At 67.1% G+C, this 22,315-nt stretch carries 19 protein-coding genes; 7 read left to right on the top strand and 12 right to left on the bottom strand.

The features are described 5' to 3' along the window. Positions 1–55 precede the first annotated feature (55 nt). The 3 genes from AC1DS6_RS24575 to AC1DS6_RS24585 are packed head-to-tail and all read left to right on the top strand — an operon-like array spanning position 56 to position 2,608. Positions 56–1,246, top strand: a complete 1,191-nt coding sequence (locus tag AC1DS6_RS24575; protein WP_477103341.1) for a CaiB/BaiF CoA transferase family protein — start codon at positions 56–58, stop codon at positions 1,244–1,246. Beyond that, complete coding sequence (locus AC1DS6_RS24580) at positions 1,246–1,848, top strand: cysteine dioxygenase family protein (RefSeq protein ID WP_441629462.1); 603 nt, start codon at positions 1,246–1,248, stop codon at positions 1,846–1,848. The genes AC1DS6_RS24575 and AC1DS6_RS24580 overlap by 1 nt, the downstream gene beginning before the upstream one ends. A gap of 10 nt (positions 1,849–1,858) precedes the next feature. Continuing rightward, positions 1,859–2,608: an enoyl-CoA hydratase/isomerase family protein gene (locus tag AC1DS6_RS24585; RefSeq protein WP_441629454.1), complete on the top strand. Its 750-nt coding sequence runs from the start codon at positions 1,859–1,861 to the stop codon at positions 2,606–2,608. 68 nt (positions 2,609–2,676) lie between these two features. Here the strand turns inward: AC1DS6_RS24585 and AC1DS6_RS24590 are convergent, their stop codons facing one another. The 3 genes from AC1DS6_RS24590 to AC1DS6_RS24600 all read right to left on the bottom strand — a co-directional run bounded on the left by AC1DS6_RS24590 (position 2,677) and on the right by AC1DS6_RS24600 (position 6,918). Then, entirely contained in the window at positions 2,677–3,210 is a 534-nt protein-coding gene (locus AC1DS6_RS24590; RefSeq protein ID WP_477103342.1) for a DUF1266 domain-containing protein, read from the bottom strand. Positions 3,211–3,346: 136 nt separating this feature from the next. After that, on the bottom strand, positions 3,347–4,582 hold the full coding sequence (locus AC1DS6_RS24595) for a hypothetical protein (RefSeq protein ID WP_477103343.1): 1,236 nt from the start codon (positions 4,580–4,582) through the stop codon (positions 3,347–3,349). Further along, on the bottom strand, positions 4,579–6,918 hold the full coding sequence (locus AC1DS6_RS24600; protein ID WP_477103344.1) for a hypothetical protein: 2,340 nt from the start codon (positions 6,916–6,918) through the stop codon (positions 4,579–4,581). The genes AC1DS6_RS24595 and AC1DS6_RS24600 overlap by 4 nt, the downstream gene beginning before the upstream one ends. A 320-nt stretch (positions 6,919–7,238) precedes the next feature. Between AC1DS6_RS24600 and AC1DS6_RS24605 the strand changes: the two genes are divergently transcribed. Then, positions 7,239–8,771: an MATE family efflux transporter gene (locus AC1DS6_RS24605; protein WP_441629458.1), complete on the top strand. Its 1,533-nt coding sequence runs from the start codon at positions 7,239–7,241 to the stop codon at positions 8,769–8,771. Between the two features lie 37 nt (positions 8,772–8,808). Here AC1DS6_RS24605 and AC1DS6_RS24610 read toward each other — a convergent pair whose 3' ends face one another. Beyond that, on the bottom strand, positions 8,809–9,312 hold the full coding sequence (locus AC1DS6_RS24610; RefSeq protein WP_441629463.1) for a MarR family winged helix-turn-helix transcriptional regulator: 504 nt from the start codon (positions 9,310–9,312) through the stop codon (positions 8,809–8,811). Positions 9,313–9,923: 611 nt separating this feature from the next. Here AC1DS6_RS24610 and AC1DS6_RS24615 point away from each other — a divergent pair. The 3 genes from AC1DS6_RS24615 to AC1DS6_RS24625 all read left to right on the top strand — a co-directional run bounded on the left by AC1DS6_RS24615 (position 9,924) and on the right by AC1DS6_RS24625 (position 12,402). Next, positions 9,924–10,385, top strand: a complete 462-nt coding sequence (locus AC1DS6_RS24615; protein WP_045236286.1) for a tripartite tricarboxylate transporter TctB family protein — start codon at positions 9,924–9,926, stop codon at positions 10,383–10,385. A 12-nt stretch (positions 10,386–10,397) separates the two neighbouring features. Then, positions 10,398–11,900, top strand: coding sequence for a tripartite tricarboxylate transporter permease (locus tag AC1DS6_RS24620; protein WP_045236287.1), 1,503 nt, complete (start codon positions 10,398–10,400; stop codon positions 11,898–11,900). A 205-nt stretch (positions 11,901–12,105) separates the two neighbouring features. Next, positions 12,106–12,402 (top strand): helix-turn-helix transcriptional regulator, encoded by a 297-nt coding sequence (locus AC1DS6_RS24625; protein ID WP_045236288.1) that lies wholly within the window; start codon positions 12,106–12,108, stop codon positions 12,400–12,402. Positions 12,403–12,416: 14 nt separating this feature from the next. Here the strand turns inward: AC1DS6_RS24625 and AC1DS6_RS24630 are convergent, their stop codons facing one another. The 8 genes from AC1DS6_RS24630 to AC1DS6_RS24665 form a co-directional block, all read right to left on the bottom strand. Continuing rightward, positions 12,417–14,342, bottom strand: coding sequence for a sensor histidine kinase (locus AC1DS6_RS24630; RefSeq protein WP_477103345.1), 1,926 nt, complete (start codon positions 14,340–14,342; stop codon positions 12,417–12,419). Then, complete coding sequence (locus AC1DS6_RS24635) at positions 14,339–15,046, bottom strand: response regulator transcription factor (RefSeq protein WP_477103346.1); 708 nt, start codon at positions 15,044–15,046, stop codon at positions 14,339–14,341. The genes AC1DS6_RS24630 and AC1DS6_RS24635 overlap by 4 nt, the downstream gene beginning before the upstream one ends. A 176-nt stretch (positions 15,047–15,222) precedes the next feature. Beyond that, complete coding sequence (locus AC1DS6_RS24640; protein ID WP_441637140.1) at positions 15,223–16,233, bottom strand: diguanylate cyclase; 1,011 nt, start codon at positions 16,231–16,233, stop codon at positions 15,223–15,225. A 120-nt stretch (positions 16,234–16,353) separates the two neighbouring features. Beyond that, positions 16,354–17,373, bottom strand: a complete 1,020-nt coding sequence (gene cheB, locus AC1DS6_RS24645) for a chemotaxis response regulator protein-glutamate methylesterase (RefSeq protein ID WP_441637142.1) — start codon at positions 17,371–17,373, stop codon at positions 16,354–16,356. After that, complete coding sequence (locus AC1DS6_RS24650) at positions 17,370–19,736, bottom strand: response regulator (protein WP_477103347.1); 2,367 nt, start codon at positions 19,734–19,736, stop codon at positions 17,370–17,372. The genes cheB and AC1DS6_RS24650 overlap by 4 nt, the downstream gene beginning before the upstream one ends. Next, a complete protein-coding gene (locus AC1DS6_RS24655; RefSeq protein WP_441637146.1) occupies positions 19,733–20,467 on the bottom strand; it encodes a chemotaxis protein CheW in 735 nt (244 codons plus the stop codon). Before AC1DS6_RS24655 ends, AC1DS6_RS24650 begins: the two co-directional genes overlap by 4 nt. After that, positions 20,460–21,806 carry a CheR family methyltransferase gene (locus AC1DS6_RS24660; protein WP_477103348.1) on the bottom strand — a complete coding sequence of 449 codons (1,347 nt, stop codon included), beginning with the start codon at positions 21,804–21,806 and terminating at the stop codon, positions 20,460–20,462. Before AC1DS6_RS24660 ends, AC1DS6_RS24655 begins: the two co-directional genes overlap by 8 nt. Then, positions 21,803–22,291 carry a chemotaxis protein CheW gene (locus AC1DS6_RS24665; protein WP_441637395.1) on the bottom strand — a complete coding sequence of 163 codons (489 nt, stop codon included), beginning with the start codon at positions 22,289–22,291 and terminating at the stop codon, positions 21,803–21,805. Before AC1DS6_RS24665 ends, AC1DS6_RS24660 begins: the two co-directional genes overlap by 4 nt. Positions 22,292–22,315 lie beyond the last annotated feature (24 nt).

The following is a 22,315-nucleotide window of genomic DNA, read 5'->3' on the forward strand; positions in this document are numbered from 1 at the left end:
ATCGCGGTCCAAAGGCGGGAGTCAGCCGGGCCGTCAACGTTTTCCGGGTATCCAGATGCACGATGTCAGCGAGAAGGACCTGCCCCTGCACGGGGTCAGGGTGGTGGAGTTCTGTACCGTGGCGGCCGGGCCGTTCTGCGGCATGCTGCTGGCCGACATGGGCGCCGAGGTGGTCAAGGTGGAGCCGCCGGACGGCGACACCTTGCGCCAGTGGCCGCCGCTGTCGAACGGGTTTTCCGAGAACTTTGCCTCGCTCAACCGCAACAAGCAGTCGGTGGCGCTCAACCTGAAGGATCCGGCCGACGTCGCCCTGGCGCGGCAACTGATCCTGGACGCCGATGTGGTGATCGAGAACAACCGTCCCGGCGTGATGGACCGGCTTGGCCTGGGCTATGCGAGCTTTTGCGAGCACAAGCCGCAGTTGCTGTACTGCTCGGTGTCGGCCTATGGCCAGAGCGGCCCGCGCGCCGGCGAGGGCGGTTTCGACCTGACCATCCAGGCGGCGGCCGGGGTAATGAGCGTGACCGGCGAGCCCGATGGCGCGCCGGTCAAGTGCGGCGTACCGCTGGCCGATTTCGCTTCGGGGCTCTACGCCGCCTTCGCCATCGCCAGCGCGCTGGCGCGGGTGCGCGCCGGCGGTGCGGGTTCGCATATCGACGTGCCGATGTACGGCTGCACGCTTGGCATCGCCGCGCTGCAGACCAGCGAATACTTCGGCACGGGCAAGAGCCCGGTCAAGCTCGGCTCGGCCCATCCGCGCAATGCACCGTACCAGGCCTTCCGCGCCGCCGATGGCTACTTCGCCATTGCCGCGGGCAACCAGAAGCTCTGGCTGGCGGTGGTGAAGGTCGTGGAGTTGCCGGCGCTGGCGGCCGATGCCCGCTTTGCCACCACGCGCGACCGTGCCGTCAACCAGGTTGCGCTCAAGGCGCTGCTGGAAGAGTGTTTCGCGGGAGCCGGCGTGGCGCACTGGATCGCGGCGTTCAATGCCGCCGGCGTGCCGCATGCGCGCATCAACGACTACGCCGCCGCGCTGGACGATCCCCAGGTCGCGCATATGGAGTGGGTGCAGCCGCTGACGTTGCCGGGCGGCCACCAGACGCGTACCTTCGCCTCGCCGCTGCGCTTCGATGGACAGGGGCTGCCGATCCGCCGCGATCCGCCGGCGCTGGGAGAGCACAACGACGCCATTCGCGCGCGCTACCCGGTGGGCGGCGCGGACCATGACACTTCCAGGGAAGCATGATGAATGACAAGATCGAACGGCTGCGTGAGTTCGTCGCCACCATCAGCCGGCTGGTGGAACAAACCGGACCCGGTACCGGTAACGAGGCCGCGCTGCTGGCCGGCGCCACCGGTCCGCTGCGCGAACTGGTGGCGCACGACGACTGGCTGCCCGATGCGATGGCGCGGCCGCATCCCGTCTATTACCAGCAGCACCTGCTCTACGGCGATCCGCTTGACCGCTTCTCGCTGGTGAGCTTCGTTTGGGGGCCGGGCCAGCAGACGCCGGTGCACGATCACACCGTGTGGGGCCTGATCGGCGTGCTGCGCGGCGCCGAGCTCGACCAGCACTACCGTGCCGAGGCGGGCAAACTGGTGGCCGATGGCGGCGAGGTCCTGTTGTCCGCCGGCCAGGTGGCCGCCGTATCGCCCACGCTGGGCGACGTGCACCGCGTGCGCAATGCGCACGACGACCAGGTCTCGGTCAGCATCCATCTGTATGGCGGCAATATCGGCCGCATCCGGCGCCATGTCTACGACGCGGCGAGCGGCGAGACCAAGCTGTTCATCTCCGGCTACTCCAACGCGCTGGTGCCCAACTTGTGGGCCCAGGCGGCGACGTGAGGGGGCCGCGGTGACACAAGGCATCCTGCTGGCCGACAAACAGGGCGACGTCACCCGGCTGACGCTGAACCGGCCCGGGCGCGGCAATGCACTGTCGGCCGCGCTGGTGGAGGAGCTCGCGGCGGCGGTGCAGGTGTGCCACCACGACGGCACACGCCTGCTGTCCATTGAGGGCGCGGGCACGCATTTCTGCACCGGTTTCGACCTGGGCGACCTGGATAGCGAGAGCGACGATTCGCTGCTGGCGCGTTTCGTGCGCGTCGAACTGCTGCTGCAAAGCCTGCATGGCGCGCCCTTCACCACCGTAGCGCTGGTGCAGGGGCGGGTCATGGGCGCGGGTGCCGACCTGCTTGCAGCCTGCGAGCAGCGCTGGGTCGCGCAGGGCAGCAGCTTCGCCTTCCCGGGGGCGGCCTTTGGCCTGGTGCTGGGCAGCGCGCGGCTGGCGGAGCTGGTTGGCGTGGCCACGGCGCGGGAATGGATCGGCAGCGGGCGAGCCGTCCGGACAGAAGAAGCGCTGGCCGCCGGCCTGGCCGGCACCGTGGTGGAACCGGAGGCACGCGCGGCCGCGCTTACGGCACTGGCCGCGCGTGCGCGCCGGCTCGATGCACCGACGCAGGCGGCCATCCACGCCGCCACGCTGGGCGGGCCCGGCGCTGCCGATGCGGCGCGCGCCGCGCAGCTAGCCGAACTTGTGCGTTCCGCCGCCCGTCCGGGGCTAAAGGCGCGCATCGCGGCTTATCGGGAGGCATCCAGGCGCTGACGCAGTGCCGCCAACCTGGCGGCACTGCGCAATCCGCATTTGGTGGCGGTGATCGGCGCTCGCGCGGCTCAGAGCGGCTGTGGGCTGAATGCCGGCAGGTCCGGCCATGCCAGCGTTGCCCAGACTCCCTTGGGCGGGGCGAGGAGCTGGCGCAAGCTTGCTTCATCGAAGGCTTTGCCCATCGGGTCGGCCCGGAACGCCGCAACCCATTGCCGGCGGCCGGCGATAAAGGCAATACCGAATTCCTCCCAGCTTGCAAAGCAGTCCTGCGCACGCTGCGCATTAAGCAACAGCACGCGCCAGGCGGCCATGGGCTCCGCCCAGCCCATCAACATGACAATGCGCGCAAAAAACGCCATCCGGACACAGGCAAACGCCAGCGCGGCACGAGGATAGTCTGTCGGCAGGAGCGCATGCAGATCGGCGCGAAACCAACGCGATTCGAGTACCTGGGCGAGGTGCTGGCGCGCTTCGTCGTCGGTCGCATTGGCCCGGAACTCCATCTGGTGCAGCAATTGCGCACGAAAGAATGCGCGCGCATTCTCCGTCAGGCGGTCCGTGGCGGGGTCGAAAAAACCGGTCATGCCCGTGGCGTCGACCATCGGCTGCGCCAGTGTCAGGGCCCATTGCTTGCGCTGCGTGAACACAGCGGAGCGCGCGGGGCGCAGACGGCGGTAAGCCCACCAAAGTACGAGTCCCCCGAGAAGGATGTAGAAGATCATCAGGTTCGGCGCTCCGTTACGATCTGGATTGCAAGGCCAGTATTTCCGCTGCCCGCGATAGCGATAGTTCCGGCCACGGCACCCCTTCGGTGGCGACAGCTTCCCCGCCGCCATGCGGATTTCCCGTTTCTGCGTTTCGTGCCGGCATAGGCCTGGTGGCATAACCGACCGATGGCGCACGCGGCGAACGCGCCGACAGCAGGCCCGGCTCGCGCGCGGCGACCAGCCATTCCACCATCGGCGTTGGCGAGCTGAGCCTGACGAAGAGTTGCGGATACCTGCCGACCAGTCGGGTCTGCGTTGCGGCGTCGGTCACGTCTTCGATGCGCTCCCAGCCGGCTGGCGTGCGTACCACGCCGATTGCGATGCAATCGGCCGGTGTTTCCTCGTCGGTGCCCAGCGCGTTCAGGCAGGCCAGCACGTCTTCGATGTAGCGTTCGATCGGCGGCCGGTTCTGCTTTCCCTTGACCTGGTCCACGCGGAGCGCGCCATTGGCCTGGATACTCACGCTGATCGTGATATGCGGATGTCCGCCGGCATCACGGAAGCTCACCAGGCGCAGCTGCTTTTGCGCCACCGCGCCGGCATACCGCTCGCCGTAGCCCCCGGCCAGCGCGCGCCGGTCGGCAAACTGCCCGAGGCAGTGCCGCATGACATAGCTTTCAAACGCCATTTCCGAGCGCAGCAGCGCACTGTCCGGCAGGAACTCCACGAACACGCCATTCGGCGTCGCCAGCAGGGTGCGCAGCGCCTCGGGCTGGCTCTGGCGCCAGCCACGCTCGATGCGCGTTGCCATCTCGGCATGTTCCTTGTCCCACAGCGCCAGCGCTTGCGGGCAGTTGATGCGGTCCAGCTTGCCTTCCAGGGCGGTGCCTTGGCGCGACGTCAGGAATTCGACTAGCCGCGCTTCCAGTGCCAGCAGGCGCGTATCGGCAGGATCGACCCAGACCACGGGTGCTAGCGGCGTTGCCGCTTCGCTGCTGCCCGCCTTGGCGGAGGCGGCAAAGCGGGCAACAATCCATTCCGGTACGGCCTCGGATTTCAGTATCTGCCGCGCATCGGCAAGCGAACCGATGTTTGTCCCCGGCTCGAAGTTGGCGACGAGATGGCGATAGAAGTGGTTAAGCAGCCAGGCGCGCACGGTCGCTTCGTCGCCTCGCGCCTGGCTGCGCGCGGCGATCCCCGACTTCAGCGCGCCGGCATTGAGCGCGTTGCGCGGCGCGTAGCCGGAGGTCCGCCTTGCCGCACTCATTTCCAGACTTGCCACCAGCTTTTGGCAGGGGCTTTGGCTTCGGTCCGATAGAGCGCCAGCTTTTCCTCAATCGCGCTGGCATCATCGCATTCGTATTCGTTGCTGCGCGGATTGAGTGCGAGGGCGCGCTCGTAGAGCGCGGCGGCCTCGGCCCGGCGATGCAGCCCGTGGAGCGTGTCGGCCCCCAGGCATACCATCCAGGACACCGGACAGGCTTCCACCTGGCGCGCGATGCGGCTCCACAATACCGACGCTTCTTCCGGGCAGCTATGCGCCAGGTTGAATGCCATCTGCAGGCGCACGCCCAACGCATCGGTGGACAAGTTGTCATCGTCCAGGCCTTCTTCCCGCTGCCATTTCACCAGGCGCTCCAGCCAGATCGGAATCTCGCGGTCGCGATCGAGTTTGTACAGAGCCTGGGACACCTCGCCCAGATAGTCGTTGGGGTCATGCCGGCTGTAGCCATGCTCGGCGGCGTAGTGCCAGAGCTGCTCGGCCGCGCTCACGATCCCTTCGGCATCCTTCATCGCGATCCGCACACTCAGCAGGCCGGCATAGTGTTCGGCAAACGGGCTGGCCGCGATGCCCCGCATATGCAGGTCGACGGCATCCTCATAGCGCCGCTCGTCGTAGCGATAGATGATGGCCAGGTTATTGCACATCATGGAGTAGAGGTGCGCGCAGGCGTCGTACGGATGCCCGCCGCCGCTCGCGAAATAGCGCTCCATGCACGCCTGCCCTTGCTCGTAGGCGGCAGTCTGCAACTTGATGAAATCGCGGTACGTCTCGTTGCGCAGTTCCGCGGGAACGCTGTCCAGGTGTTCCTCCAGGTAGCTCCCGATCGTGACCCCGAAGTTGTAGCCCCACAGCCCGCTCGGCAGGGAAGGATGCGGCAACTTCAGCGTCTGGGGCAGCCCGAGCGATTGCACTCGCGCATGGAACAGGGCGTATGCGGTACGGTTGTCGTCCATGCCGCCTTCCTGCGCCGCCGCATACAACAGCGCCGCTTGCGTGGTGGCATCGATGCGGCCTGCGCCGGCATCGTGCACGGCCGCCAGTCGCGTGATCCACGGATGGCGAGGCGAACGCTGCTCGGCCAGCGCGCGCGCGGCTGCGAACACTACCTGCATGGCCTGCGCACCATTTACTTCCCCAACGGCGCCAAAGAGCGCCTCATGAACCGGGGAGAGCGTCGGCAGATCCTGTCCGTCCTCTTGCGCCACAGAGATGAAACGCTCCAGCGTCTCGGCGGTATTGCAGGCCCGCATGGCGCACAATGGCCACCAGACGGAGTCGTCGTCCGCGTCGGCCAGACGCGCGTGAACCAGCCGCGCGGCGCCGTCCCACATCTCGGCTTCCAGCTGGTAAATGTGAAAGAAGGCCCGGCGGCCGGCCTCTTCAACGCGCCGGGCTTCGATCAGCCACGGCAGTTCGTATTCGATGAAGTCATCGCTGCCGTCCGAGGACAGGCCATGGCGCGCGGCGGAGCAAGCGTCCAGCGCGCCCGGCAAATCGCCTTGCGCGTGCAAGGCGCGCGCGGCGAGCCGGGCCAGCCGGACTTCCAGCTCACGGCGCTGCGGCAAGGCGCGGTCCGCCGTCAGCGCCGTTACCGCCTGCTGGAAGGCAGCCAGGCGTTCGGGCGCGATCGCGATCAGGGCGCCGCCCAGGCGCAGCCAGTCGTCTTCGTCGACGTCCTGATCCGCAGCCGCCGTCTGCAGCGCCAGGATTGCCGCACCGGCCGCTGCGCGCGCCTCGTCGTCGCTGCCATGACGCGACAGCGCCCACGCACGCCGCCGCTGGTAGTCGGCATGGTCCCACGCGCGGAAAGCAGCCCGCTGCGCGATGGCGCCGTCCAGTGCATTGCGTAGTTCAACCGTTTCCAGCGCGATGTCCAGGCTGCGCCGCTCCAGGCTATCGAATACCCGAAGCTGCCGGTACCGGTTCGCATCAAGGTCCGGCATCTCGGCAACGATGGCACGCATCTCTCCGAGGGCTTGCCGGGTGGGCCCTTCCTCGTCGAGGTAGTTGGCAATCTGGAGGCGATAGAGCGCCAGGTGCATGCGCAGCCCGGCCCGGGCCTCGCGCTGCGCGAGTGCCAGTACGGCGGCGCCGTCGTCGTTGACCACGGCCTGTGCAGCCGCGGAATCGCCCGCCCGCATCCACAGCGTGTGCAGCCGGTCAATGGATTCCAGTGAATCCGCCCGCAAAGGCCTGGCGCGCAATCTCGCCAGCAAATCAGCCGCTTCCGTTGAATTTCCTTCTTCGAGATCAGCTTCGAGACGGTCCAGGAATTGTTCCAGCTGAGCACCTGTCAGTGCATTGCCATTGATATCCATGAATTTTTTTGATTTTCTGGGAGAAACAACAAAAATGCCTAATGTGCGGCCAATGCCGGATTCTACCCGGAGATCCAATGGGGCTGGAGGCGCCTGCTCCTCTCGAATGAACGAGGCGCCTGGGCCACGTCACGCATTGCGTGACGGCTGTGACGGCGACTGTTTACAATTGGCTTTCTGTCTGACGACACCTGCCGACAAAGGCTGTCAGGAAGGTATGAGATAGTGGCGCGCACGGGGCATTCCGATTGATATTGCTCCTGTCACCTGATGACACGAATGCGTGTCGGGCGCAATAAGAACACGAGACAAACTCGAACATGCCAACAAAATCCAAAGCCCAGCTGACCACGGGCCCGATCGGTCGCACTTTGCTGCTGTTCTCGCTACCGGTGCTGGGCAGCAATATCCTGCAGTCGCTCAATGCCTCGATCAATTCGGTGTGGGTCGGGCATTTTCTCGGCGAGGCGGCGCTGACCGCCACCTCCAATGCCAACATCATCCTGTTCTTCCTGCTGGGCGTGGTGTTTGGCATCAGCATGGCCAACACCATCATGATCGGGCAAGCCGTGGGCGCGCGCGACCTGGGCGAAGCGCGCCGCGTGGTGGGCACCAGCACCACCTTCTTTGTCCTGCTGTCGGTAATTGCCGCGGTGCTCGGCTATGCCTTCACGCCAGACATCCTTGCCGCCATGGATACGCCGGCCGATGCCAGGGCGCTGGCCATCAGCTACCTGCGCATCATCTTCCTGGCGCTGCCCTTCATGTACTTCTACAACTTCGTGATGATGACGCTGCGCGGCGCGGGAGATTCGCGCACGCCGTTCTATTTCATGGTGTTGTCGGTAGGGCTGGACGTGCTGCTCAATCCGCTGCTGATCTTCGGCATCGGCCCGTTTCCCGAACTCGGCATCGCGGGATCGGCGCTGTCCACGCTGATCGCGCAACTGGTGAGCCTGGCCGCGATGCTGGCGGTGCTCTACCGCCGCCGCCACTTCCTCGCGCTGCGCCGGCATCAGCTGGCCTACCTGCGGCCCGATACCGGCATCTTGCGCGCGCTGGTGGCCAAGGGCCTGCCGATGGGTTTGCAGATGGTGGTGATCTCGTCGTCCGCGATCGTGATGATGTCGCTGGTCAATCGCTACGGCTCGCAGACCACTGCAGCGTATGGCGTGGCCTCGCAGCTATGGACCTATGTGCAGATGCCGGCGCTGGCCGTGGGCGCGAGCGTGTCGTCGATGGTGGCGCAGAACGTAGGCGCCGGCTTGTGGGATCGCGTGACCCGCATCACGCGGGTAGGGCTGTTGTTCAACCTGTTGATGACGGGCGCGCTGGTTGGCCTGATCTACCTGTTCAACCGCCATTCGCTCGGCCTCTTCCTGCCCGATGACGGCACCGCAATCGGCATTGCGCAACATATCAACGCCATCGTGCTTTGGTCGTTCATCCTGTTCGGCTTCACCATCGTGCTGTTCGGCACCGTGCGCGCCACTGGCGCGGTGATGGCACCGCTGGTGATTCTCTTCCTGTCGATGTGGGTGGTGCGCTTGCCGTTTGCCTGGGTACTCGAGCGCACCATCGGCGCCGATGCGATCTGGTGGAGCTTTCCGCTGGGCTCGATCGTCTCGGTGACGCTGGCGGTCGCGTACTACCGTTTCGGCAACTGGCGCGCGAGCCATATCCTGCCGGCGGCACCCAGCCCGGCGCCGGAGCCGGAGTTCGCGCCCCAGGCACCCGACACCAGCATGGGCACGCCGTGCGAGGAGGCCCTGTCCACCGCTGGCGCCGGCAGCACCGGCGAGGCGGCGATGGCAGGCGAACCGCGCGAGGTGTCGAAGCAGGGCGCTGACTGAACGCACCGGTTGGCGGCGTCCGGCACGCCGCATTGCATCACTCCAGGACGGCCCCGTGTTCAGCGGGGCCGCTTTCACTTTCATTTCCCCTTGCCAGCCCGGCCAGCCAGCGCCGCACCACCTGCTCCTCCTGCTCCGTGAGGCCGGCGCGCAACTGCGCTTCATTCTGCAGGGCGCGCTCGCGGCACGTGGCCAGCAGCGCGGCGCCGGCCGGCGTCAGCACAATGTTCTGGATCCGGCCGTGCACCGGATGGGGCTGGCGCCGGATCGATCCGGCCTTTTCCAGGTTGGCCACGATCACGCTGACGGTCTGCGGTGTCAGCAAGGCGAGCCTGGCGAGATCGGCATTGGACAAGCCGGGATAAGCGCCCAGCATGGTCAGCACCACGAATTGCGGAGAGGTGACGCCGAGGTCCCCCAGTGCGCGCTCCATGCGCAGCCGGTTGGCGGCGCCGGCCTGGCGCAGCAGATAGCCGAGGTAGCCGCTTTCGCCGCGTTTGCCCTCGCCGGGACGGGGCACGCCGTGCGCCGCGGCAGTCATGGCGGGGAGGGGGGGCGGGCTAGGCGGGCGGCGCGAGGGGGGATGGCTCATGGATCAATACGTTTTGTCATGTTCGTGCTCTGACATTATCGCAGAGTCCGCCCCGGATGCTGCGGCTGCCACGCGCGGCGGCATGAAAGGCAATCGAAAGTTGTTTATGGCACCGTGCTTGCCGTGGTCAAAGCGGATGCATGCCGTCCGTGTTTTCTTGCCGCGTGTTCCACGTTGAATGCCTCGCGCTCGGTGCCCTCTGCCGGCAGCCGGCGCTCGCGTGTTCGTGCCAGGCGCCTATCCGATCTCGCGGTTCCTGGTGCCCTCCGGGCTTCCTTCCCTTTCAGTTCGCCTTCAGTTTCCCTTCGCTTTCCCTTCAGTTCCCTTTCATGCGTCTTTCGTTAATACATCACGTTGTGATGCATATTTTTTCAGGGAATTTCAGTGCGTATCGGTGAATACCCCTAAACCAAGACAAATGAAAGCAAGCTGAAAGATCGCCTCTCTAATGTTCGAGCCAACCTGCAGGGACAGCATCTTCCCTGCCGATCGAACCGCCTTCGCATGCAAGAGCCTGTGTGTGGAGGGCACTGCTTCTATGTACTTTGAGGAGAATCGTTTTGCGCATACGCAGCCAAAAGGACTTTGCCTCCGGCCTGATGTTCATTCTGGTCGGACTGGGCTTTTCCTTCGTCGCTCGCGGCTATTCCATGGGATCAGCCGCCAAGATGGGCCCCGGATATTTTCCGTTTCTGCTCGGTCTGGTACTCGCCATACTCGGTGCCTTTGTTCTGATCGGTTCGCTATCGAGCAAGGGGGAGAAGGATCAGCTCGCCCGCTGGGACCTTAAGACCCTGTTGTGGATCCTGGGTTCGGTGGTGCTGTTCGGCCTGCTGCTCAAGCCGCTCGGCATGGTGCTGTCGGTGTTCGTGCTGGTGCTGGTGTCGTCGATGGCCAGCCATGAGTTCAGCTGGAAGGGCGCGATCCTGAACGCCATCGTGCTGGTGCTGATCAGCATGGGCGCCTTCGTGTACGGCATCAACCTGCAGATGCCGGTGTGGCCTGCTTTCATTACTGGTTAAGGAGTCGGCCATATGGAATTGATTGACCATCTTGCCTTGGGATTCTCCACGGCGCTGTCGCTGCAAAACCTGGCATACGCCTTCCTGGGCTGCGTGCTGGGTACCCTGATCGGCGTGCTGCCGGGCCTGGGGCCTCTGGCCACCATCGCCATGCTGCTGCCGGTGACCTACACACTGCCGCCGGTGGCCGCGCTGATCATGCTGGCCGGTATTTACTACGGCGCGCAGTACGGTGGCTCCACCACCGCCATCCTGGTCAACCTGCCGGGTGAATCGTCGTCGGTGGTGACCACCATCGATGGCTACCAGATGGCACGGCGGGGACGGGCAGGGGTAGCGCTGGCAACCTCGGGCCTGGGCTCGTTCTTCGCCGGCTGCGTGGCAACCCTGATCCTGGCTGCGTTCGCTACGCCGCTGTCGGAACTGGCGTTCAAGTTCGGTCCCGCCGAGTACTTCTCGCTGATGGTGCTGGGCCTGATCGGTGCCGTGGTGCTGGCTTCGGGTTCGCTGCCCAAGGCGGTTGCGATGATCGTGCTGGGCCTGCTGCTGGGTCTGATCGGTACCGACGTGAACTCGGGTGCCGCGCGTTTCTCCTTCGACATTCCGGAACTGACTGACGGTATCGACTTCGTCGCGCTCGCCATGGGTATGTTCGGCTTCGCTGAAATCGTCGCCAACCTGGAGCAGAAGGAAGACCGCGAGACCTTCACCGACCGCGTGACCAACCTGTGGCCGACCAAGGAAGACTTCAAGCGCATGGCGCCCGCGGTTCTGCGCGGCACGATGCTGGGTTCGGCGCTGGGCATCCTGCCGGGCGGCGGTGCTGCACTGGCTTCGTTCGCGGCCTACTCGCTGGAAAAGAAGACCTCGAAGTACGCGCATGAATTCGGCAAGGGCGCCATCGAAGGCGTGGCAGGTCCGGAATCGGCCAATAACGCCGCCGCGCAGACCTCCTTCATCCCGCTGCTGACGCTGGGCATTCCGCCCAACGCGGTGATGGCGCTGATGGTGGGCGCGATGACCATCCACAACATCCAGCCGGGCCCGCAGGTCATGACCAGCAACCCCGCGCTGTTCTGGGGCCTGATCGCCTCGATGTGGATCGGCAACCTGATGCTGATCATCCTGAACCTGCCGATGATCGGAATTTGGGTGAAGCTGCTGACCGTGCCTTACCGCTTCCTGTATCCGGCCATCCTGGTGTTCTGCGGTATCGGTGTGTACTCGGTCAACAACCAGACCTTCGACGTGTTCATGGCGGCAGGCTTCGGCATCCTCGGCTACCTGTTCCTGAAGCTCAAGTGCGAGCCGGCTCCGTTGCTGCTGGGCTTCGTGCTGGGACCGATGATGGAAGAGAACTTCCGCCGCTCCCTGCTGCTGTCGCGTGGCGAGTTCACCGTGTTCGTGACCCGTCCGCTGTCGATGGGCCTGCTGATCGCCGCTGCCGCACTGGTCGCTGTTGTCGCACTGCCGTCGATCAAGGCGAAGCGCGAAGAGGCGTTCCAGGAAGAGTAGTCATAGAGCCCCACCCGCGCCGGCGTCGTGCCGGCGCACGCAACGCAAGATTTGGGGTGCCTCGGGCACCCCGATTTTTTTGGATAGCGCTCCCGGCGCAAGCCGGGCCGCTCGCACTGAACACGCCCGGCTGCGCTCGCAGTGCCAGGGCTGCGCATGATGATCTGCTCTATCGCACCGCTGTCTGGTGCGTCACAGGCGCCGCATGAGAACTCCAGCACTAGATGGCTTCGTTTCGAAGCTGTACATCCTGAAACTTGTCCAGTCGAGTCCGTCGACAGTAATGACACTGGTCGACCGTTTGCGCGAGCATGGGGTCGAGAAGAATATTCGTTCGCTCAGGCCCATCCTGCGTAGCTTGCTCATCGCACGGGCCATCACGGCGGAGTTGGTGGAAGGCAGTGGCCGGGTCTATTGCATTACGGATAGCGGGCGCGAGGAACTGGATAACTATCTCTCGCACCTGGACGTGCTGCAGAGTGATATCGGGCAGGGGAGTTGAGGTGCGCCCAACCCTCAGCCAGTCTCCCCCGCCTTCCACCTGGCCGGGAACAGCAAGAGACAAACCACAGTACCCCGCCCGGAAGAGTCAATCGACAGCTCGCCGCCGATGGCAGCCGCGCGGCTGCGCATATTGGCCAGGCCATGCCCCTGCACGGCAGCCGCGACATCGAATCCACACCCGTCATCCCGTATCTCGATCAGGATGGCCCCGCCACCGCGGGCCTCTCCCCCGACGCTGCGCGCCACCACCTGCACCACGCCGCTGTCTGCATGCTGCATGACATTGCTAAAGGCTTCCAGCAACAGGTACTGTAGTTCCCGCACTATCTGCGGCGTCAGGCCGGCCGCAGCCGGCAATCGCTCCACCTGCCAGTCCACTCGCAACCTGGCCGCTTCCAGCCTCGCGCGCAACCGATAGCGCAGGTTGCCAAGCACGGCGGCGAGATCGCCGCCAGTGTCCTGCATGGCATCCACCGAGAATTTCAGCGCATCCAATGCATGCTGAAGGTGCTCCTGCAACACCGCGGGCGAGCCCTGCCCGGAGCGCAGCACGCTGAGCGCACCGACCAGCGTGCTGCCCAGTCCGTCGTGCATGTCACGCATGATGCGCCCGCGTTCCCTAAGCGTGGCCTGCTCGCGCTCTACCTCGCGCGAGTGGGCGTAGAGCCTGTGAAGCTCCTGCTCCTTTTGCGCAACCTTGTGGTCAAGGTCACGGTTGAGATCGGCCAGCATGCGGGTGGTGCGCGTGTACCGGTCGACCAGCAGCCATGCCATGGTCAGGCTGAACAGCAGCGAGACATATTTGGTGAGTGCCGTATCCCAGTAGAAGTCGCCGGTGAGCCAGATGCGCACGAAGTCGGCGGCGGTGAGCGCGGTGGCAAGGCCCAGCGCGACGGCGAGCACCACCCGTTCGTGATTGGGACGCCGGAGCGCCGACCATACCAGCGCGCCCGCCACGCAGCAGGCGATCGCCACATTGATGCCCCAGTCCGCCACTTTCAGGTAAGGCAAGCTCAGCACGCTGGCCATCAGCACGATCAGCGGAAACTTGATCCACAGGTAGGCGTTGACCGCCCACCCCGGCCAGCGCGCGCGCACGTCGATGATGATAAAGGCGAACTTGGCCGTCGCTACCATGAAGATCGCCCGGCTGGAAAGCACGATGACCTGCCAGACGCCGCGCGGCAACGGCGTATCGGCGAGGAAGAACTCGGCGAGGCTGATGGCCCAGGCGATCTCCGCGAGCGCGTACAAGCCGAACAGGGGATCGCGCTGGCGCCACCAGATCAGCAGCGAGATGGCGGCCAGCAGCAGGCTGACGGCGGCGATCACCAGCGGACCGATCACGCGGAACCACAAGGCGCCATCGTAGTGGGAACGCACCACGTTGCCGGGGCCGAACTCGATCCTGGACAGGCCGCCGCGTCCATTGGACAGCGCGGCGATGGTGACGACCAGTTCGTTGTCGGCCCGCAGCATGACCTCGGGCACCGGCACGTAGAGGGGACGCTGCCCCGCGTGGATGGCGGGTGCCGACAAGTCGCCGGAGGCTGCCAGCAGCTTGCCGTTCAGGCGCATCTCGAAGCTGTTGGCGGCTCGTGCCAGGTAGAACGCGGGCGTGTCGTGGCCGGTGGGAACGTACTGAAAGGCGAGCCGGTAGGTGGCCGTGCCGTCCCTGCCGGGGAATTCGCGGTCCCAGTAGTGCGGCAGCTTCAACTGCAGCGGGACCGGCCCCGTTACAGCGCCAGGACCGCCGCCGGTCAGGCGGACAATCGCTTCCGCCTGTTCCAGTGCCTGCACCTGCGCGGGCTGTTCGGTTTGCGCATGGCTTGCGCCTCCCACGCCCGCCGCGCAGGCGGCCAGCAGCAGGGCGAACGAGACGATCCATTTGGCGGCGAGCAGGATGCCGGCCGGATGCGCTCCGGGCAGCGGTCTCACAAGGTTTTCAGCAAGCCGAGTTTGTGGGCTTCGAAGACGGCTTCCGTGCGGGAGTTGACAGCAAGCTTGCCGTAGATGTTCTTGATATGCGCCTGTACCGTATGCACGCTGATCGACAGGTGACCGGAGGTTTCCGCATAGGTGTAGCCGCGGGAGATCAGGTCGAGCACCTCGGTTTCGCGGGCCGAAAGCGTCACCTCCGCCCCCTGGGCGCCTGGCGCGTCCGGCGCCGGCAGGCCCGGCGCGCTGGCGCTGCGCAGCCGGGTGATGACCTTGCGCGCGATGACCGGGCTCATTGGCGAGCCGCCCGCGCGCAGCTCCAGCACAGAGGCGCGCAGGTTGTCGTCCGATTCGTCCTTGAGCAGGTAGCCGGTGGCCCCCGCTGCGATGCTGGCCAGCACATTGGCCTCGTCGCCGAACATGGTGATCACCATGCAGTCGCAGCGCGGGTGCAGCCGGCGCGCATGGCGGATGACATCGATGCCGGAGCCGTCCGGCAGCCCGAGATCGCAGAGCAGCACGTCGGGCTCCTGCGTGTCCAGCCATTCGCAGGCGCTGGCGCGCTGCGCGCAGGCCGCCACTACCTGGATGCCGGGCAAGCTGCCGAGGGCACTTTGCAGGCGCGCGCTGGTGGCGGGGTCGTCTTCCACTAGCAGGACACGGATATCGGCTTCCGGGGCCGGAGACTGGTTCTGTGAGCGCATGGTGTGGGCGGAGGCTGGTCTCGACTATGCCGCGGAGCGGGCAGGGCGCGCTACTCCATATTCATGGGATGGCGCCTGGCGGGCTATCGTAGCGCTGGCGCCGGTCGTGGTCAAACCGGCGCGGAGGGCGAAAAGCGGCGGGCGGCAGGGGCGGCGATGCGTGCCGCCCCGCCCGGTCAGGATGTCATCACGACCTGGTTGCGGCCATTGCGCTTGGCCTGGTAGAGACCCGCGTCGGCGATTTCGACGATGCGGCTGAATGGCATATCGGCACCGGGCACCATCGCCGTGCCGCCGATGCTGACCGTCACATACGCACCTACCGGGGAGCCGCTGTGCGGTACCTGCAGGGATTCGATTGCGCGCCTGACCTTCTCGGCAAGCAGCCGCGCGCCGCCGGGCGAGGTGGAGGGCAGGATCATGGCGAACTCCTCGCCGCCAAAACGCGCCGGCAGGTCGGCAGGGCGCGCGCAGTTCTCGCGGATCACGCCCGCCACGCGGCGCAGCACTTCGTCGCCAGCCACGTGACCGTAGGTGTCGTTGTAGGCCTTGAACGAATCCACGTCGATCATCAGCAGCGCCAGCTGGCTTTGCTCGCGGTTGGCGCGTTTCCATTCCGCCCCGAGGTACTCGTCGAAATAGCGCCGGTTGGACAGCCCGGTCAGGCCGTCCGAGTTGGTCAGCCGCTGCAGTTCCAGGTTGGTCTCGAGCAGTTGCTGCTGGCTCTGGCGCAGCGCGCGGTAGGCTTCGTCGCGTTGTTGCAGGTTGAGGTAGGAGCGCGAGTGATAGCGGATGCGCGCCACCAGTTCGATGGTGTCGGGCAGCTTGACGAGGTAATCGTTGGCGCCGGCGGCAAAGGCCGCGCCTTTCATGATCGGCTCTTCCTTGGTGGACAGCACGATGATGGGAATGTCGCGCGTCGCCGGGTTGGCGCGGTATTGCTGCACCAGCGTCAGGCCGTCGATGCCGGGCATTACCAGATCCTGCAGGATCACCGTGGGGCGGGTGCGCTCCGCCACGGCGACGGCTTCGTCGGGCTTGGCGCAATAGTGGAAATCGATGTCCCGCTCGGGTTCGAGTTCGCGCCTTACCGCTTCGCCCACCATGGCCTGGTCGTCCACCAGCAGCACCATGGCCTTGTATTCATCCTGGTGCTGCCTGGTGCTAGGGGCTGTTTCTTTAGACATTATGTTCCTCGTGCTCTCTGGCTGGGAGGCGCTGAAAAGCTGATCGTGGCGCGGCTGTGCTACTGCCTGTACCGCCTGGATTGTTTCGCTGCATGTCCGGCACCTCTGTCCAGCCCGTGGTTACTGATTGTTATTGGTGTTGCACGCCCGTACGATGCGGGCGGCGATCTGCGGCAAAGGCAGGATTTCACTCGCGGCCCCAAGCGCGGCGGCGGCCTTGGGCATTCCATAGACGGCGCTGGTGGCCTGGTCCTGGGCAATGGTCAGGCAGCCGCGCTCGCGCATGGCCTTGAGCCCCAGCGCACCGTCGCGGCCCATGCCGGTGAGCAGCACGCCCACCGCGTCGCCGCGCCAGTGCTGGGCCACGGACTCAAAAAATACATCGATCGACGGCCGGTACAGGTAGTCGCGCGGCTCTTCCGTGTAGATCATGCGAGTGGCGCCGATGAGGCGCAGGTGGTCGTTGGTGCCGGCGAGCAGCACGGTGCCCGGCTGCGGACCCTCGCCCTCGCGGGCCAGCCGCACCGGCAAGTGGCACTGCGCGTCCAGCCAGTCGGCCATGCCGGCCGCGAAGGCCTCGTCCACATGCTGGACCGCGACCACGGCGGCGTTGAATCCGGCCGGCAGGCTGCCCAGCACAGTGGCCAGCGCGGAAGGGCCGCCGGCCGATGCCCCCACTGCCACGAGTCGCTCGGTGCTGGCTTTGCGCATCAGCGGCGCGGCCGCGCGCGAGGGCCCGGTGCGGCCATCGAGCAGCCGGCCGATATTGCGGATCTTGCGCAGCAGCGGGCCGCTGGCCAGCTTCGAATCCGGCTCGGCCAGCGTGGGCGTATCGACCGCGTCGACCGCACCGTGGCCCATGGCGTCGAACACCTGGCTGGCGTTGCGGCCGAGGTCCATGGTCACCACCACGATGGCGCACGGCGTGGCGGCCATGATGCGGCGGGTTGCCTCGACGCCGTCCATGACCGGCATCAGCAGGTCCATCAGGATCAAGTCGGGCGTGCGCGCGGCGGCCATGCGCACGGCGCTTTCGCCATCCTCGGCCACCCATGCCACCTCCAGCGAAGGGTCGAGCGCGATGACGCGCAGCAGGGCGGCCACGGCCAGCCGGGAGTCGTTGACGATGCCGATCTTCATGCGCGTGCGTCTCCAATCAGGTCTTGGACGGCATCGAGCAGCGCGGCGTCCTGGAAGCTGCCCTTGGCCAGATAGTAGTCGGCTCCGGCCTCCAGGCCGCGCTGGCGATCCTGCTCCCGGTCCTTGTATGACACCACCATCACCGGCACTTGCTGCAGGCGGGCGTCGCGCTTGATGCGGCTGACCAGTTCGATGCCGTCCATGCGTGGCATATCGATGTCGGTAATGACCAGGTCAAAGGATTCGGCGCGCAGCACGTTCCAGGCATCCATGCCGTCCACCGCGACCGCGACTTCGTAGCCGCGGTTGGAGAGCAGTTTACGCTCAAGCTCGCGCACCGTAAGCGAATCGTCCACCACCAGCACGCGCTTGCGCCGGACCGGCGCCGCCTCGGTACTGCCACGGCGGATGCGGTCGATCTTGCCTTCCGACAGCAGCTTTTCCACTGAGCGGACCATGTCCTCCACATCGAAGATCAGCACCGGCGTGCCATCCTCGGTGAGGCTGCCGGCGGCGATGTCCTTGATCTTGCCCAAGGTCGCCACCAGGGGTTGCACCACCAGGATGCGCTCGCCCAGCAGCCGGTCCACCGCCACCCCGTAGGTGCGCTCCTGGTCGCCCAGGACCACCACCGGCACCGTCTCCTCGTCGCGGCGGGCTTCCGCTTGCTGCAGGACCTGGGCCGCGCTTACCAGCCCCACCTGGCGGCCGCCGAAGCGGAAGTGCTGGCGGTTCTCCAGTTGCTCGATGTCGCCGCGCTCCAGGTGGATGGCCTGCATGACGTAAGCCAGCGGGAAGGCGTAGGCCTCGCCGGATACCTCGACCAGCAACGCGCGCACCACCGACAAGGTGAGCGGCAACTCCAGGTGGAACTGCATGCCGTGTCCGCTCTGCTGCGTCAGGCGGATGCTGCCGCGCACCTGGCGGAGCATGTCCTGCACGGCATCGAGCCCGACGCCGCGCCCCGACACTTCGCTGACGGTCTCGCGCATGCTGAAGCCGGGCAGCAGCAGGAAGTCGAGCAGTTCCGCCTGCGACAGCCTGGCCACGGTGTCCTCGGGCACCAGGTTGCGCCGGACGATGGCGCGGCGCAGGGCATCGAGGTCCACGCCGGCGCCGTCGTCGGCGATCACGATCGCCAGCCGGCCGGCGTTGTGGCGCGCGTTCAGCGTGATGCGGCCTTCGGCCGGCTTGCCGGCGGCCAGGCGCGCTTCCGGCGATTCGATGCCGTGGTCTACCGCATTGCGCAGCAGGTGGGCCAGCGGCGCCTCGAGCTGCTCCAGGATGTCGCGGTCGACCTTGGTGCTCTCGCCGACCAGTTCGAGGTGAACCGCCTTGCCCAGCGAGCGCCCCAGGTCGCGCACCATGCGCGAGTAACCGGTAAGGCCGTCGGCCAGGGGCCGCATGCGGCTGGCCAGCGCCCGGTCGTAGATCTGGTGCGCGAGCCGGCCGGTGCGGTGGTCGTACTGCTCCAGTTCCGTGATCCGTTGCGACAACTGCTGGTGGCCCTCGCCGAGCAAGCGCTGCGCTTCGGCCAGCGAGGCCCGGGCGAGGGCGTCCGCCGGACTGGCCGCGAGCGCCACCTGCAGCGCATCGAGCGCCTGCAGCGCGCGCATCTGCAGCCGCCGGGTCTGCTGCAGCGCGTTGCCGAAGGGCTTGAGCCAGTGCGTTTCCACCATCGCCGCGCCCGACAGCGCGAGCAACTGGTCGAGCGTATCGGCGCTGACGCGCAGCATGCGCTCCTGGGCATCCGGCAGGCCGGAGGGCTGCGTGGCTGGCCCTGCGGCCTTGGTGCCCGCGACCGCGTCGGGCGCCGGGCCCTCGGGCCGCGCCGCGCTCACGGGCGTAGTGCTTGCGGCTTGCGACTCGGCTAGTGGTTCGGCCAGCGCCTCGCTCCCCGGCGCGAGGCGCTGCGCGGCATGACCTGCCGCCCAGGCGTCGGCGTCGACTTCCTCGCCGGCGAGCAGCGCGCCCATCCGCAGCACCAGGGCATCGATCTCGGCCTTGCCGGCCTGGTCGGCCCATAGGGGATCGCCGCCCGGCGGGCAGCCCAGCCGCAGCAGCAGGTCGGTACCGTGGAGCAGGGCGTCGATATGCACCGGCCGCAGCCGCAGTTCGCCGTGCTGGGCCGCCACCAGGCAGTCTTCCATCACGTGGGCCACGCGCACGCCGCCATCCAGGCCGACGATGCGCGCGGCGCCCTTGAGCGAATGGGCCGCGCGCATGCAGGCCTCGAGCTGGTCGGCCGCGGTGGGGTCGCGCTCCAGCGACAGCAGGCCGGCATTGAGGACCTCGGCCTGCGATTGCGCCTCCAGCGCGAACAGCTCCAGCAGGGAGGCGTCGCGCAACTGGTCGGGGTTCATGCCAGGCTCCGCTTCAGGGCTTGTTGCAGCAGGGCCGGGTCGAGCAGGCCGACGCTGCGCCCGCCGCTCTTGAGCAAGGCCCGGGTGTAATGCGCCGAGGCGCGCGACAAGGTCGTTGGCAGTGGCTGCAGGGCTGCCTCCGCGATCCGCTCGATGCCGGTGACTTCGTCCACCGGCAGCGCGATGGCGGTGCGGCCCTGGCCCAGGACCAGCAGCCGGGCGCCGTGCCCGGCGCCACCCTTGGCATCGGCGGCGGCGTTGGACGCGGCGCCGGCGGCCGGGTCCTGGCCGAGCAGTTTCGCCAGCGAGATGCACGCCAGCAGGTTGCCGCGCACGCTGGCCAGTCCCAGCACCGCGGCGTGGTGGCGGTGCGGCAGCGAATGCACGGGGCAGGGTGCGGTGACCATTGCCAGCGCGGCCGCCGGCAGCGCCAGCCACTCGTCGCCGATGCGGAACACCAGGCAGGACAGGGTGGGGCCGCGCGCAGCGGTCTCGGCCTGGACGGCGCTGTCGGCGGGCAGGCTCACTTCGCCGGTAGGCAGGTTGTCGAGCAGCGTGAGCGCCGCGCGCGAGTAGGTCGGGCAATTGCGGCAATGGATGTGCGTGGCCAGCAGCGGGCAACTGCCGTTTCCGAGCACGCCGATGCGGCGCCAGCAGTCATCCACGGCGACAGTCGTCACGCCGGGCGGGAGGCCATGCTCGGCCGGGGGAAGCGATGCGGGCTCAGGCATGATGGGTCGGGGTCTTGCGTTGTGCGCGATGTCGCAGGCGAGCCGCTGCCGCGCCGTCGCCTTCCGCTTCCAGGATGGCAGCCATATGGTAGAGCGCCTCCTGGTGAGCCGGGTCGAGGTAAAGCGCGCGGCGATAGGCCTCGCGCGCGTCGGCCGGCCGGCCGGTGGCATCGTGGAGCACGCCCAGCAGGCAATAGGCGGCGGCCGACGGGCCCTGCGCTTCCTGGTGCGCCAGGCAGGCCGCCACCGCGGCGGCGAGGTCGCCGCGATCGGCAAGCCGGGAGATCCTGGCCAGCGCATCGGCGCCGGCATTGGCCGGGGCGGCCGCTTTGCCGGCGGCCGGGGCCGGCGCCGGTGCGGCGGAGGGGGGCGGTATCGCCGTGGGCCGTGCCTGCCCGCGCGGGGCCAGAGGCCTGGCGGGCACGGCCGTACGCGCCGGCCACGACAACGGCGGCGGGGCGGCCCGGACCGGATCGGACAGCTGGGCCAGGTAATCCGGCACGGCAAGGTTGCCCGGGGCCTGTGCATGTGCGCTGCGCCGGGTAAAGGCAAAGGCGAGCGGCACGCCCGCCGAGACAAAGCCGTGCCGCGTCAGCAGGCTGGCTTCGGCCGGGCCGACGAAAATCATGGCGTCCGGCCGGCTTAGCCGTTCCAGCACCTTGAGCGAACGCCGCTGCGTGGGTTGGTCGAAATAGATCAGCAGGTTGCGGCAGAACACAAAGTGATAGGGGGCCTCATTGGCCATCAGGACCGGATCGAGCAGGTTGCCGCGCAGCAGGCGCACCTTGGCGCGCACGCTGGCCTTGAGGGTGTAGCCGCCCGCGCTGGCGGTGAAATGCCGGTCGCGGAAATCCAGCGGGCCGCCCCGGAAGGAGTTGCTGCCGTATTGCCCGATGCGCGCGCGCTCCAGCGAGCGCGCGCTGATGTCCACGGCATCGACCTGGAAGCGCTGCTCCGGCACGCCGGCATCGAGCAGCGCCATGACGATCGAATACGGCTCTTCGCCGGTCGAACAGGGCACGCTGAGAATGCGCAACGGCCCGGCATCCTCGTGTTCGCCAGCGCTTCCGAATACGCGCATGGCGGCAAAGCGGGCGAGCGCCAGCAGCGCCTCCCGATGGCGGAAGAACCAGGTCTCGGGCACCACCACGGCTTCGATCAGCGCCTGCAGTTCGTCCGGCTGCACGTGCAGCAGGTTCCAGTAGGCGTGGTGATCCGGCGCCGCGGCCGCGGCCAGGCGCTCGCGCACCGCGCGCTCGATCATGCCCGGCCCCACGGTGGCGGCGTCCAGGCCGATGCGCTCCTTGAGCAAGGCCTCGATATGGGCGGCGGTGGTCATGGCCCTGGCGCGGCAGGCTCAGCTGCCGGCAAGTCGGGAAACAGGCGCGCGCGCACCGGGTCGGACAGCAGGGCATCGACCTTGATCCACTGCACCATCCCCTGGCTGCCGTTGCGCACGGGCCCCAGGTAGCGCGCCGGAGCGGGGTCCACGCCGCTGTCGACAAATTCGGCGGGATCGCAGCGCAGCGTCTCGGTGGCGTACTCCAGACGCAGCCCGAGCAGGCGCGCCGGCGCATCGGCTTGCCGGCGGTAGTGCACCAGTACGGTGCGCGTGCTGGTCCGCCTGGCGACCGGCGTGCCGGTGGCCAGCGCGTTGACGTCGATCACCGGCACCACCTCGCCACCGCGCGCCAGCAGCCCGCTGACCCAGGGCGGCGCCTCGGGCAGCTGCTTGAGGGTGGTCAGCGGCAGCACTTCGGCGATCTCGTTCGCGTCCAGTGCGTAGTGGTCCGGCCCGATGCGAAAGAGCAGGAAGAGTTTCATGGCGTGTTGCCGGCGCCCGGCGCG

The sequence above is a fragment of the Cupriavidus sp. 05L310 genome, assembly GCF_056398185.1.